We start from the raw sequence: 12724 nt of genomic DNA, 5'->3' as shown, positions 1-12724 counted from the left end.
CCGCATTTCCTTTGCGCGCTGGCATTGGGTGGTAGAATACCGTCATATCTTGTGAGCGACACCTATGGGTCTCCACCAAGAAAGCGTATGCCTTCAAGGCCACATTATTGACTCCCTCGTGCTGGCCAAGGTGTTGGACCGTATCCACATGATGGGAGGAACGTTTGACTTAGAGGACGTGCACATCGGCAAGACACGAGAAGAACCCTCTCGTGCCCGCATTGTCATCCAAGCGACATCCAAGGCCCAGTTAGCCGACATCCTCAAGGCGATTCAGCCGCACGGGGCTTCGATCGAACGTGAGGCCGACTGCCGTACCGACAGGGCGCCTGCGGATGGGCTGCTCCCCGATGACTTCTATGCCACGACACACCTTCCCACCCAGATCCGGCTCAACGGTCGATGGCTGGACGTCGATCGAATCGAGATGGACCTCGCCATTGTAGTCAGCGAGGCGGGCTCCGTCGCTCAGGCCGTGCCGATGGGGGCGGTTCGTCGTGGGGATTCGATCGTGGTCGGTCGAGAAGGAGTGCGTGTCATCCCCCTGCAGCGGCCACGCGAACGAGACATCTTTGGATTTATGGAGTCTCAAGTTTCGGCTGAACGGCCCCATGGCCATATCATCGCCGACATCGCCGCTCGAATGCGGCGATTGAGAGAGCAGCATCAGCAAGGACAACCAGACTCCAAAGTCTTGCTCGCCGGAGGACCGGCGATCATCCATGCCGGTGGCCGGGAAGCCATGACGTGGCTGATCGAGCAGGGATTCATTCATATCCTGTTTTGCGGAAATGCGCTGGCTGCGCATGACATGGAAGCAGATCTGTTCGGCACGTCACTCGGCCACGGGCTCATAACAGGGCGCACGGTCCCGCATGGCCATGAGCACCACTTGCGGACCATCAACCGGATTCGGACGATCGGAAGCATCGAGGCGGCGGTCACGTCGGGAACGATCAAGCAAGGAATCATGGCAGCTTGTATCCGGCAGCGGGTGCCGGTGGTCATGTCGGGAACGATTCGTGACGATGGTCCCTTGCCCGGAGTGATCACCGATTCCGTCCAGGCACAGAATGCCATGCGGGCGATGATTCCCGGCGTTGGCCTAGCCCTGTTGATCGCATCGACGCTGCATGCGGTGGCCACAGGGAACCTGCTGCCTGCCGGCATTCCAACCGTCTGCGTGGACATCAATCCATCGGTCCCGACCAAGCTGGCGGATCGAGGCAGCTTTCAGGCGGTCGGCCTGGTCATGGATGCGGCATCCTTTCTGTCGGAACTTGCCAGGCTGTTGGGGAAGTCGACATGAGCCGCCTCCTCGTATGCCCTCCGAAGTTTTTCGGGATTGAATATGAGATCAATCCCTGGATGCGTCTTACCAATCGCGTGGATCACGGACAGGCGGTGCGACAGTGGCATGAATTGATGCGTGTCCTAGAAAAGGACGTGGGCGTCGCGCTCGAGCGAATGACTCCCATTCCAGGATTGCCCGATCTCGTCTTTACGGCCAATGGCGGCATCGTAGTCGGTCGGACCGCCGTCGTGAGCCGCTTCCGGTATCCTGAACGTCAGCCCGAAGAGGCGCATTTTGAAAATCGGTTCCGTGAGCTGGGCTATGACGTGCTCACAGTAGGAAAAGAGCTGTACTTTGAGGGAGCAGGCGATCTCCTGGGCTTCCCGGAATACTGGTTCGGTGGTTATCGACAACGATCGGATATCCGAGTCTTCCCGATCCTCAGTGAGCGTTTTCACCGAGAAATCATTCCCCTCGAACTTGTCGACAGCCGCTTCTATCATCTGGACACCTGCCTCTGCCCCTTGAGCGGCGGCGAGCTCCTCTATTTCCCCGCGGCCTTTGATCGTTATGGGCAGGTCGCGATCGCCGAACGTGTTCCTGACAGACTGCGCCTTGCCGTTCCGGAAGAGGAAGCCTTGAAGTTCGCCTGCAACGCCGTCTGCGCCGGGAAACACGTCGTCCTCCCTGCTGGGTGTCCCGCCACGCAGGATTGGCTCCGTATGCAAGGATATGAAACCCACTCGGTTCAGCTCGATGAATTCATGAAATCCGGCGGGTCGGCCAAGTGCCTGACACTGGCGCTCGACTGAGAAGAGTCATTGGTCAGCGGTCATGGTCATTCGGAAAACAGACACATATTGATTGGATCGTTTCTGAAACGAGGTAGCTGATATGGATTTCCGGGACGAGGGTTCGAACTCTTCGTACCAGTAACCACCCCACATGACTCGGAATCGACGGTCTATTTGGTTGACGCCCCGTTCCGTGGCCGCCCACACGGTCTTCGACAAAGGATCATCCCTTAGCATCCGAATCACCCCGCCGCTCAACCTCGATTTGACGGTAATCGACTGAAGTTTCTGCCGCTTGTGCCATACTTGCACTACAATCCCCTCGGCTGGCCCGTCACCCCCTTCACCGAATGCTGCGGTGCCCAACCAGAGCTGTGGACCGATAATCTCAAGCGCCGCCACCGTGCTGCAGGGCTTGAGGACGTCAGGAAAACGGCGTTGCTGGTAGCGCAGGACATGGGCTTCATCGACTCCTTCGTCGCAGGACCCGGGTGTTTGTTCAAATTCCTCTCCGCCCCTAAGGGGTGTGTCGTACGGCCACCGCGCTTCTCCATTTGCGCCAACCCATCTACCGCGATTTCCTCCACGAATTTACATGCACGAGGTTATGCAAAACCACCCCAAAGGCGGAGTGACCACCTGTTCGACCTGGATGCGCCCGGCGAACTGCGGGCGCTGGTGAGCAACCACGGTCGCGGAGCTGTCCGTAAACGTTTCGACAATGAGCAGTTCAGGATTGGAATCTGAACAGGCAATACACTCGAATCCACGAGCTCCTGCGTTTCCATCGGTTAAAGGAGCTGGGCGAGTGTGTTTGACATGAAAGCCGGTATTAGTTTCATCTTCCAGCGACTGAACCACGGTTGACGTCCTATTTCTTCCGAAAAAGAAACGCCCCGTACATCCCGGCAATGGCAATCGTGACGAGTTCAATCGTCAGGAGCATGCGGCTCACGACGGCGTCCGGAGTTGGAGGAGAGAGGATGAAATACATGCCGAGAAACTCCGGGGGCTGCGTCGGAGGCGTCTCCCAGGGAGGGAACAAGACGGCCAGGATGAGCACGACGACCATCCCATAGAGGACCGCGAGATTGAGTTGATCCGGCGCCGCGTGGCTGGAGAGTGGAGTAGCCGGCCGGCCATCCGATCGATCGGCGAGCCGCCGACCACATTGGATACAGAAACGGTTGATCTCCGGTTGTGACCGGCTGCAGGCAGGACAGACTTGCATCCCTTCATTCCCTGTACGTGTCTACATACCTGGAAATGCCCTAAAGATGCTAGCCCGCTTATTCATGAACACTGCTACTGCAATCGGGCTAAAGGGACCGCTGACATGCCGCCTCGTCCTCAGTCGCATCTCCGTTTGTGAATAGGTCATGCGTGACAAATCGTATGAGTGTTCCATTCGTTGACAGGCTCTTGAGGGCCTTCCTATAATCCGCCTTCCCGAATAGATGGGCAATGATTGCGCCATGAGGCAGAAACGCGTATGCCGACGACAATCAACAAGATCGGCGTTATTGGAGCCGGAGCCTGGGGCACAGCCCTAGCCAAACATCTGGCCGAAAAAGGGCTCGACGTTCGTCTCTGGGCCTATGAGCAGGACGTTGTCCACGCCATCAACACCTCTCGTGAAAATCCTGTCTTCCTCAAAGGCATCCATCTTCCGTCAAATTTGTCGGCCACTTCCTCACTCATGGAGGCCGTACATGGCTGTGACGGGGTTCTGTTTGCCGTTCCTTCGCACCTCACCCGATCCATGTTGCATCAGTTGGCACCCTGCATCTCAGAGCCCCTACCGTTGGTGTGCGCAACCAAGGGCATCGAGGAACACACGGCCAAGTTGATGACTCAGGTCATGGAGGACGAGTTGCCGCCGTCCATGCACCGCTCCCTCATGGTCCTCTCAGGACCCAGTTTTGCCTCTGAATTCAGTGTCGGGAAACCCACGGCCGTGTGTCTGGCCGGCTCTGATGAGCAATTGGTGCATCGATTTCAACGTGCGTTGATGACGCCTGTCTTGCGTGTGTACGCCGATACGGACGTCATCGGCGTACAACTCGGCGGGGCGTTGAAAAATGTCATGGCGCTGGCTGCCGGTGTGATTGACGGTCTGGATCTCGGACTCAATGCCCGCGCGGCGCTCATTACTCGAGGCCTGGCTGAAATCGTCAGACTCGGCGTGGCAATGAAAGCCGATCCACGAACGTTTTATGGACTGTCCGGGGTCGGCGATCTGGTACTGACCTGTACGGGCACACTCAGCCGAAACCATTCGGTAGGCGTTCGGCTCGGCCGGGGAGAAAAGTTGGCTACGATTTTGGCAGGCATGCAGGCAGTCGCGGAAGGCGTTCGCACAAGTCGCGCGGCATTGACATTGGCCCGTCGTTATCAGATCGATATGCCGATCATTCAAGAAATCAACGCCGTGCTGTATGACGATAAATCTTGCAGGAAGGCCGTTACCGATTTGATGGAACGGGATGCAAAATCAGAGAAGGGATGGACATGAATCCGGAAGGACTCGAACAGCTGTTGGACCAAGTCCGCCAAGGAGGCGTCACGGTGGAACAGGCGCTTCAGCGCCTGCGGTCATTGCCCTTTGAGGACCTGGGCTTTGCTTCGCTCGATCATCATCGATCGTTGCGACAAGGATTCCCCGAGGTGGTCTTATGTGAGGGGAAAACCACGGCGCAGATCATCGCTATCGCTCGGGCCCTCATTAGGAAACAGGGCCCGTTTCTTGCCACTCGCGCCGATCCATCGGTCGCGCGCGCCATTCGCCGCCTGGATCGGCGAGCACAGTACTATCCGGATGCCCGCATCGTGGCGATTCGCGCGTCCAAACAGAAACAACATGGACATATCCTTGTCGTGACCGCCGGAACGGCGGATGTGCCCGTGGCGGAAGAAGCCCGGGTGACTGCGGAAGTGATGGGAAGCCACGTCGAGCGGCTATATGATGTCGGGGTCGCGGGTATCCATCGGCTGCTCGGAAAGAAAGATCGGCTGTTTGATGCAAAGGTCGTGATCGTCGCTGCCGGCATGGACGGCGTCCTGCCGAGCGTGGTGGGAGGCTTGGTCCACTGTCCGGTCATTGCCGTGCCGACCAGCCGGGGCTACGGCGCGAGTTTCGGAGGAGTCGCCGCGCTGCTGACGATGCTCAATTCCTGCGCGGCGGGTGTGGGGGTGATGAACATCGACAACGGATTCGGCGCGGCCTGCCTCGCGCATCGCATTAACATGTTGGGAGCCCAGTCATTGGTCAACAGTCATTCGTCATCGAAGAACACGGCTTCCAAGTAACCATTGACCAGTGACTCATTCAGCGCACTTCCAACAGTCCCCGCTTCGGCCAAGCGACCATCGCGGTGCGTAACCCCTTATCTCCGTTTGCCAACAATTTTGTCCGCACTTCATACGAATAGGTACCCACCCCGGCTGGTTGCTTTCTGTGATCCTGGCCATCCCAAGCAAGTTCGACGGATACCTTCGATCGTCCGGTCTCCCCATCCACGGCTGAGGGAACGTGGATGGGCTGTCGATAGGTAAGAAACCGAAGCGAGGTCTTTGACGGAGAACTGATGAGCGATGTCACCTCCAGAATCGCGGATCCATCCACTTCTCTGGGGAGTTGCACGGTGACGGAAAACTGAAGAGACCCGTTGCCCGGGATATAGGGTGTCGGGGCAATGTTAAGGCCGACAATTTTGAGCTCGGGCTCGGGCCTGGGAATGCGGGGCGGCTTCACTTTCGAGAGGCTGTCTGCAGGGAAGGATGCCGTCAGGCAACCACATAGGGCAAAAAACCCGAGCAGAAGTCTCATGCGATGGAACTTTTTTGACGTTTTCAACAAAGACACCGAACCATGCTTTCATGAGTGGGAGGCGTCGCGTGCGGCGCGATGCACTCAACCGCACCCTTAGGGGGATAACATAGCGTTCCTGGACTGTCAACGAAGCGTCGATAACGAACCAGCGATTGCCGTTCGTCGACGCCTTCGGTAAGATGTCCGGTCATTTTACGCATCGCGTGTGAGGAACTGCGTGGGCCGTCATTTGCACTTCGATTGTTTCTCGGGAGTTAGTGGAGACATGGTCCTGGGCGCATTGGTGAGCGCAGGCTTACCATGGACCGACTTGGTCAAGGGCCTCAAAGGGCTCAAGCTCACCGGCTACACATTGCGGAAGCGCGAGGTGCATCGTGGCGCGCTCCCGGCGATAAAAGTCGATGTGATCATTCAGCAAGGGTTCCAACGGCCGCTGCCCCTCTCCCGCATCCGCAAGATCCTTGTCGACAGTCTGTTGCCCGGTCCGGTCAAGGAACGTAGCCGGTTGGTCTTTGATCGACTGGCTGAAGCCGAAAGCCTGGCCCATCGAGTCAATGTGAAGGATGTTCACTTTCATGAAGTCGGGGTGATGGATTCGTTTATCGATGTCGTCGGAGGCGTGCTGGGGTGCTATCTCTTGAACGCCACCAGAGTCACATCGTCCCCGATCAATGTAGGGGCCGGCTCGATTCAAACCTCGCACGGGCTGTTACCGGTTCCAGGACCGGCCGTGGCGGCGTTGGCGAAGGGAATTCCGATCTACGCCGAAGGTCCGCGCTGTGAGCTCGCCACCCCCACCGGGGTGGCGTTGCTTCGGACATTGGCGTCGGAATTCGGCCCGATGCCGACCATGAAGAGTACGGCCGTGGGCTACGGAGCCGGCGATCGAGAGCCAGACGGGTGGTCGAATGCCTTGCGCCTGTTTCTAGAGGACGAGCCCGCGTCGGTGACGGATCAGACCGACCGGATGATACAGATTGACACGAATCTCGACGATCTGAGCCCACAGACCTACGAATACATCATGGAACAACTCTTTCAGGTCGGCGCCGTCGATGTTGTGCTGGCTCCCGTGGTCATGAAGAAAAGCCGGCCAGGAATCGTGCTGAGCTGCCTGGCCGCTGAGGGCCGGACGAATGCCGTGCTCGAAGTTCTCTTCCAGGAAACGACCACGCTCGGAGTGCGCCTTCATGAGGTCCGCCGACGGGTCCTTCTCCGACGATTCGTTCCTGTGACAACCCAAGGCGGAGTCGTTCGCATGAAAGTCGCCGAGGTCGGCGCCGGATGGGAAAAAACAGCTCCCGAATATGAGGATTGCAAGGCCATCGCGCAACGAACCGGCCGCCCCCTCAAGACAGTGATGGAGGAAGCGCTGATGGCCTATCGACGAGGACTCAAAAAGAAGCGACTCACAACCGCGCGAGGCCGGGCATGACTGTTGTGTATTACGTCCTCCTCTTTGTCGTTTCCGTCGCGGTCACGCTGGGTGGGTGCGCGCTCTTTACCAACGCCATTGAATGGCTGGGCAAGCGGCGTGGCATCTCCGAGGGGGCCGTCGGTAGTGTCTTTGCCGCAATCGGCACAACCCTGCCTGAGACCTCGATCCCGATCATTGCGATTTTCTTCGGCGACAGCCGTGAAGAAGTCGAGGTCGGATTGGGCGCCATCTTGGGCGCGCCGTTCATGCTCAGCACACTGGTGCTGCCCATCCTGGCCGTGCTTCTGCTGCTCTATGCGCGAGCCGGCAAACGGACCGCCCGATTTCATCTCAACTATCGTGAAGTGCTGACAGACCTCACGTTTTTCATGATCGGGTATTTTATCGCCTTGGGATGCGCCTTCGTGCCCTCCAAACTGATGCACCTCATCGCGGCGGGTGTGTTGATCTGCTTGTACATCTACTACATGAAGCTCAAATTCTCCCCGGCTGAGGGGGAAGAAGGGGGTGAGCTGGAGCCGTTGATTTTCGACAAGCACGCGGCCACGCCCTCCTATGCGATGATCGGATTTCAAGCCCTCTTGGGGTTGGGTGGATTGATCATGGGCGCCCATTTGTTTGTCATGGCCGCGGAATCGATGGCCGGCTTGTTCGCCATGTCGCCGTTGATTTTGGCGTTGCTTATCGCGCCGCTCGCCACAGAGCTACCGGAGATGTCCAATAGCTTTCTCTGGCTCTATCGCAAGAAAGACCGGCTCGCCGTGGCCAATGTCACGGGCGCCATGGTCTTTCAAGGCACCTTCCCGGTTGCTCTGGGCTTGATCGGAACTGAATGGGTGATTGCGCCGTCGGCATTGACCACTATGATCTTAGCCGTGCAGGCCGTGGGACTCTGCCTGCTGCAGATTCTGATCGGCGGTCGATGGCGGCCGTGGCTGCTCGCCGCCGGAGCTGTATTCTATATCGGCTATACGGTGCATCTCTATGCCAACTGAACCACGGTCGCCTCGCACACGTTCCTCATCCCCTCACCTCCCCTTGTTGGGAATTACGATGGGAGACCCGGCCGGCATCGGCCCGGAAGTCATTGCCAAGACGCTGGCAGGTGCTCACTTGCGCAACGTCTGTCGATCGGTCGTCATCGGATCGCTTCCCGTCATGGAGCGAACGATCAAGGCCCTGAAGCTCAAGCTGAAGGTCGTCCACGTTCACGGTCATGAACCGACGGCGCCGCGGAGAGGAACGGTGGCTGTGCTGGATCCGCTGGAAACACCGCTGCGAACGTTCAAGCCAGGAATCGCCTCGGCGGAGACTGGAGCCGCTTCAGTCGCCTTCATCGAAAAGGCCGTTGAACTGGCGCAGATCGGCTGTATCGACGGAATGGTGACGGCGCCCATCAACAAGGAAGCCATCAATATGGCCGGCTGTCGGTACCCGGGCCATACCGAGTTGTTGGCTGACCTCACCCACGCGACCGAGTCAGGCATGATGATCGTGGGCGGGCCGCTGCGCATCATGTTCGTCACGACACACGTCGCGATCAGAGATCTCGCGGCGCGGCTCACCCAAGCCCAGATTGAACGAGCGATCCGCTTGGCCCAATTGGCGCTGACGACGCTGTTCGGGATCAAACGCCCCAAAATAGGAGTAGCGGCCCTCAATCCCCATGCCGGCGAACATGGATTATTCGGTGATGAAGAAGCGCGGGTTATCCTCCCGGCGGCACGTGCCGCGCAAAAACGGGGAATCCTGGCCAGTGATCCCTTGCCGGCTGATACATTGTTTGGGAAGGCCGCGAAGGGGGCATTTGACGGCGTCGTCGCCCTCTACCACGATCAGGGCCTCATTCCCCTCAAGCTTGTCGCCTTCGGCACCTGCGTCAATCTCACCGTGGGCTTGCCGATCATTCGTACGTCAGTGGATCATGGAACAGCCTTTGATATCGTCGGCAAAGGCGTCGCGGATCCCGGCAGTCTGATTGAGGCCGTCAAGTTGGCTTCCAAGATCGCGCAGCATAGAATGGCCGCGATTCCGACCAAGAAGGGACGAGCCAAACATGTCGCCTGATCCTTCAAAGGGCCTGAGCGTGATTCGGCAGCAGATGACGGAATTGGAGACGCTCGAGAAGCAGACGCTTCAAGACCTGAACACCGTCGCCGGGACAGAACGCATAGTAAAATGGAAAGCCCGCACCGTCGCGCTTCTTACCGAGAGCGTGGGCCATCGGGAAGGGCAAACCTTCGCGAGCGTTCAACCCGGGCCGTCGTTCACACACGACTTGGTTGAAGAGTTTACGGATCTTGTGGAATGCTATCGCACGCCGCTGCGTGTATTGGCCAAGCAATTGGCCCAGCCCCCCCCAACTCGGAGTTGAGGGTGGACTCTTCTCTCCCCCCCGCCGCGATCAAACGCCTCGGGCAGAATTTTCTCATCGACCCCAACATTGTCCGCAAGATCGTCACGCTGGCCGAACTCACGCCGACCAATGCCGTTTTGGAAATCGGACCAGGGCGCGGCATCCTGACCGACGCGCTGTGTCGTGCCGCCGGCCACGTGACGGCGATCGAAATCGATCCTCGGCTCCATGCCTACCTGGCTGAGCGACGGCCCCGGTTTTCAAATCTCACGCTCGTCCTTGACGATGCGATGACTTCGCCCATCGAGCACCTTCCAATCGGCACCATCGTCGTCGCCAATCTTCCATACTATTTGTCGACCCCGCTCCTCTTCCGGCTTCTCGATCAACGCGACCGTTTTGCCCGCATGGTGCTGATGCTGCAAAACGAAGTCGCCGACCGACTCGTGGCGAAGCCGGGAAGCTCTGACTACGGTGTCCTTTCCGTCATGGCTCAATACGCGGCGGACATTGGCAAATCGTTCAAGGTCTCCGCGCAATGTTTCCGCCCTCGGCCGGAAGTCGGCTCCGCTGTGGTTCTGCTGAAGACCAAGCATCAGAGAGCACTGAACCAGGAGGACAATCACAAATTCGCCGCACTGGTGAAAGCGGCCTTCGCCCACCGCCGCAAAACGCTGATCAATTCGCTGAAAGATGAAGGGTACGAACCAACGCTGGTGACAGCGGCGTTGGATTCCTTCAATATTTCTCACTCCACCCGCGCGGAGACCCTTTCCATCGAGCAGTTTATCGAGCTGACTCGCCGAATAGAGAGGCCGAGCGCCTCAAACCTTCATCAATAACAACCGCCGGCAATGAGGCAGGCCGATGGCAGACGAGGCTCGAATCGCTCGGAGATCGGGTTGCACCCGAATCAGCGATGATTAGGAAACCGGCGGCGGCGTGCTATGTGGGGCGCATGTGGATCTTGAAAATGACGCGGCGACTCTTATCGCGGTCCGGCTGTCCGGCATCATTGCGGAGAAGGTTCTGTTTTCCACGCCCGTTCGCGGTGGCTTTCTGCAAGAAGCACTCATAGGCCCAAGGAAGCTTCTCGCGGATCACTTCCAAGCTTTTGGCCAGTACCGCAAAAGAGCGCTCCTGACTGAGTCTTAGATTTCGTATATCGTCACCCAGATCGTCGGTGTAACCTTCGATCACAAAGGCTTCCACTTCTTGCTCTCCAGGCGTGCAGATGAGTGAGGCGTGGTGCGGCATGGCCTCGGACAAGAACGTGTCGGCGGCAGGGAGCAAGGTACTCTTCCCAAACTCAAAATTGATCGCCGTATCCGGCACCGTGATCGTGTGGATATTCGGCCTTGTGGCTTCCAGTGGCGGGTGAATGGGGTCACGTCTCGGCGTGATGTCCGTCGGTGTGCCACGGCTCTTGGCCGGATCGGCATTTCCCCCCTCGACGCGGGTCATATAGGCCACGAGCAAGAGAATGAAGATAACGGCGAGCGAGGTCATGAGATCGGCAACCCCGCTTGTCACCACGGCGGAGCCGTCGCGCGAGTCCTGTGCGAACATCGACTTCATCTCCTTCATTCTCTCCGTCCCCGTTCAGGTAGCTGAGATGGGTTTCCTGAATGGCGATCTTTAGACGCCACACGCGCAGGTTCTGTCGTTACCGTGGTCGTGTTTCTGAGATCCTGAAACATCGTTTCGATCTCGGCTTGAGACAGCTGCACCGGGGAGGCGCGCTCCTTCATCGAGCGGTTGAGAGCGTGAATGGCTTCCAGCAGGGGATTCATCATGGGTCTTAATGCCCGCTGGACCTCATGGCCGATCTCGACGGGCAAATCATCGAGCTTCATCGGTGAATGTTTGGAATTCAAAGCCGTGAGCGCCTTGGAGGCGGAGTTCAGAGCTTCGACGGTTGAGCCGAGGCGCTGCTGCACGACCTCTACCAGCTGATGCGCGGTGTCGTGTCGGATGGGAGCGACGAGGGCCGCCGGAGATCCGTTCGATGATGGTGCCCCCGGGGAATGTTGGTCCGTCGCCCTCTGCGGAAACATTTCGTCCAGGAGGGAAATGCACTCCCGGTGTCGGTTGTCCAACCGATGCCAGAAAGAATGTTCGAGGAGGGTGAACGCATTGGCGCATGCCAAACCGACGATGGATGTCACAAACTTTCCTGAGAGGCCGTTGATCAGGCCTTGGATGCCATCGATCTCCGACCCGTTCGCATGGAGCTTGCTGAGGCCGATCAAGATGGCCAGGAAGGTGAACATCAATCCCATGCCCGTCATGAAGGCGGGAAGTTGTCGGTAAAATCGGACGTTGAGATGGGCGGCGCAGAGAGATTCGAACGAGAAAAACTCACTTGCCGCGCGCTGACTATGGACGGTCGGCTCAAGGAACCAGGCGGGCTGCTCTACCGCGAGGGTCTTGCGGTATGAAAACCAATCTCTGGCAAAATCCTGTTCCGACCGTACCGCGCGATCCAATGCGTGCAGATCGTCAAGATCGCGTCGCGTTTCTGACGACACATCAAGACGCGCTCGTTTTTTTGCCAACGCCGGGATAACCAGCCAATCCTTCGACACCTGTTGCCGTGCCAGCACCAGAGGCGCGACAGACGAGTGAAAGCGCGCCAGCGTCCCTTGGATTTGCAACAACCCCCTGAGAAGCACTGCGCCATGCCAGATGCACAGGGTCAAGATCCCCGCAGCGCCGATCCAGCTAAGGGCGGGACTCTGGAGCCCACCGACGACCGTGACATCGCGAGTGAGCCATTCCCAAAGAGCGGTGAGCTGATCCACTTCATCCATCAGGCAAACCTCGCCGGGGCCTGCGCGCCGTTCTCAGCAACAGCAACGCTCGGTCGTTTCTCTCAATTTCTGTGCCAAAGATAAATGCGAGAAATGGCCGCGTATCCTTGCATGGTTGGGATAACGCCATGACAGGAGGGAAGTTCTTGCCGAGAGGGCGGCAAGTTCTGTAGCGCTCACGGAAGCACGGTGGCCGT

Annotated in this window: 13 protein-coding genes; 9 read left to right on the top strand and 4 right to left on the bottom strand. The window is 58.3% G+C overall.

Annotated elements, in window-relative coordinates; translation table 11 throughout:
- Window positions 1-64: 64 nt before the first annotated feature.
- Together COMA2_RS09125 and COMA2_RS09120 are read left to right on the top strand one after the other, a co-directional pair.
- A complete protein-coding gene (locus COMA2_RS09125) occupies window positions 65-1309 on the top strand; it encodes an ornithine cyclodeaminase, nickel-pincer nucleotide-dependent (RefSeq protein ID WP_090896839.1) in 1245 nt (414 codons plus the stop codon).
- Window positions 1306-2106, top strand: a complete 801-nt coding sequence (locus COMA2_RS09120; protein WP_090896835.1) for a dimethylarginine dimethylaminohydrolase family protein — start codon at window positions 1306-1308, stop codon at window positions 2104-2106. Before COMA2_RS09125 ends, COMA2_RS09120 begins: the two co-directional genes overlap by 4 nt.
- Window positions 2107-2959: 853 nt before the next feature.
- On the opposite strand, the gene COMA2_RS09105 is transcribed toward COMA2_RS09120, so the two are convergent.
- The gene (locus tag COMA2_RS09105) at window positions 2960-3319 is read right to left on the bottom strand and encodes a hypothetical protein (RefSeq protein WP_090896827.1); all 360 of its coding nucleotides are present in this window, start codon (window positions 3317-3319) and stop codon (window positions 2960-2962) included.
- A 261-nt stretch (window positions 3320-3580) separates the two neighbouring features.
- Here COMA2_RS09105 and COMA2_RS09100 point away from each other — a divergent pair, with 261 nt between their 5' ends.
- Both COMA2_RS09100 and larB read left to right on the top strand, forming a co-directional pair.
- Window positions 3581-4603: an NAD(P)H-dependent glycerol-3-phosphate dehydrogenase gene (locus COMA2_RS09100; protein ID WP_090896824.1), complete on the top strand. Its 1023-nt coding sequence runs from the start codon at window positions 3581-3583 to the stop codon at window positions 4601-4603.
- Window positions 4600-5397 (top strand): nickel pincer cofactor biosynthesis protein LarB, encoded by a 798-nt coding sequence (larB, locus tag COMA2_RS09095; protein ID WP_090897373.1) that lies wholly within the window; start codon window positions 4600-4602, stop codon window positions 5395-5397. Before COMA2_RS09100 ends, larB begins: the two co-directional genes overlap by 4 nt.
- A gap of 19 nt (window positions 5398-5416) precedes the next feature.
- Here the strand turns inward: larB and COMA2_RS09090 are convergent, their stop codons facing one another.
- The gene (locus tag COMA2_RS09090; RefSeq protein ID WP_139077218.1) at window positions 5417-5917 is read right to left on the bottom strand and encodes a hypothetical protein; all 501 of its coding nucleotides are present in this window, start codon (window positions 5915-5917) and stop codon (window positions 5417-5419) included.
- 208 nt (window positions 5918-6125) lie between these two features.
- Between COMA2_RS09090 and larC the strand changes: the two genes are divergently transcribed.
- Genes larC through rsmA form a run of 5 tightly spaced genes read left to right on the top strand, consistent with a single transcriptional unit; the run spans window position 6126 to window position 10556 of the window.
- Window positions 6126-7355, top strand: a complete 1230-nt coding sequence (gene larC, locus COMA2_RS09085) for a nickel pincer cofactor biosynthesis protein LarC (RefSeq protein ID WP_342672609.1) — start codon at window positions 6126-6128, stop codon at window positions 7353-7355.
- Window positions 7352-8353, top strand: coding sequence for a sodium:calcium antiporter (locus tag COMA2_RS09080; RefSeq protein WP_090896814.1), 1002 nt, complete (start codon window positions 7352-7354; stop codon window positions 8351-8353). Before larC ends, COMA2_RS09080 begins: the two co-directional genes overlap by 4 nt.
- On the top strand, window positions 8343-9425 hold the full coding sequence (pdxA, locus tag COMA2_RS09075) for a 4-hydroxythreonine-4-phosphate dehydrogenase PdxA (protein WP_090896811.1): 1083 nt from the start codon (window positions 8343-8345) through the stop codon (window positions 9423-9425). The genes COMA2_RS09080 and pdxA overlap by 11 nt, the downstream gene beginning before the upstream one ends.
- Complete coding sequence (locus tag COMA2_RS09070; RefSeq protein ID WP_090896808.1) at window positions 9415-9732, top strand: hypothetical protein; 318 nt, start codon at window positions 9415-9417, stop codon at window positions 9730-9732. The genes pdxA and COMA2_RS09070 overlap by 11 nt, the downstream gene beginning before the upstream one ends.
- 2 nt (window positions 9733-9734) lie before the next feature.
- Window positions 9735-10556 carry a 16S rRNA (adenine(1518)-N(6)/adenine(1519)-N(6))-dimethyltransferase RsmA gene (gene rsmA / locus COMA2_RS09065; protein WP_175304489.1) on the top strand — a complete coding sequence of 274 codons (822 nt, stop codon included), beginning with the start codon at window positions 9735-9737 and terminating at the stop codon, window positions 10554-10556.
- 103 nt (window positions 10557-10659) lie between these two features.
- On the opposite strand, the gene COMA2_RS09060 is transcribed toward rsmA, so the two are convergent.
- Window positions 10660-11283 (bottom strand): OmpA family protein, encoded by a 624-nt coding sequence (locus COMA2_RS09060; RefSeq protein WP_175304488.1) that lies wholly within the window; start codon window positions 11281-11283, stop codon window positions 10660-10662.
- Between the two features lie 14 nt (window positions 11284-11297).
- Window positions 11298-12527, bottom strand: coding sequence for a hypothetical protein (locus tag COMA2_RS09055; RefSeq protein ID WP_090896801.1), 1230 nt, complete (start codon window positions 12525-12527; stop codon window positions 11298-11300).
- Window positions 12528-12724 lie beyond the last annotated feature (197 nt).

The sequence above is a fragment of the Candidatus Nitrospira nitrificans genome, from assembly GCF_001458775.1.
GTDB lineage: Bacteria > Nitrospirota > Nitrospiria > Nitrospirales > Nitrospiraceae > Nitrospira_D > Nitrospira_D nitrificans.
The sequence above is the reverse complement of the archived record's forward strand: the minus strand, read 5'-3'. Positions and strand labels throughout refer to the sequence as shown.

Coding starts and splice junctions, on each gene's coding strand:
- COMA2_RS09090 (WP_139077218.1), bottom strand. CDS start 5,917: ATGAGACTTCTGCTCGGGTTTTTTGCCCTATGTGGTTGCCTGACGGCA.
- larB (WP_090897373.1), top strand. CDS start 4,600: ATGAATCCGGAAGGACTCGAACAGCTGTTGGACCAAGTCCGCCAAGGA.
- COMA2_RS09060 (WP_175304488.1), bottom strand. CDS start 11,283: ATGTTCGCACAGGACTCGCGCGACGGCTCCGCCGTGGTGACAAGCGGG.
- COMA2_RS09100 (WP_090896824.1), top strand. CDS start 3,581: ATGCCGACGACAATCAACAAGATCGGCGTTATTGGAGCCGGAGCCTGG.
- COMA2_RS09070 (WP_090896808.1), top strand. CDS start 9,415: ATGTCGCCTGATCCTTCAAAGGGCCTGAGCGTGATTCGGCAGCAGATG.
- COMA2_RS09055 (WP_090896801.1), bottom strand. CDS start 12,527: ATGGATGAAGTGGATCAGCTCACCGCTCTTTGGGAATGGCTCACTCGC.
- pdxA (WP_090896811.1), top strand. CDS start 8,343: ATGCCAACTGAACCACGGTCGCCTCGCACACGTTCCTCATCCCCTCAC.
- COMA2_RS09105 (WP_090896827.1), bottom strand. CDS start 3,319: ATGCAAGTCTGTCCTGCCTGCAGCCGGTCACAACCGGAGATCAACCGT.
- COMA2_RS09120 (WP_090896835.1), top strand. CDS start 1,306: ATGAGCCGCCTCCTCGTATGCCCTCCGAAGTTTTTCGGGATTGAATAT.
- COMA2_RS09080 (WP_090896814.1), top strand. CDS start 7,352: ATGACTGTTGTGTATTACGTCCTCCTCTTTGTCGTTTCCGTCGCGGTC.
- COMA2_RS09125 (WP_090896839.1), top strand. CDS start 65: ATGGGTCTCCACCAAGAAAGCGTATGCCTTCAAGGCCACATTATTGAC.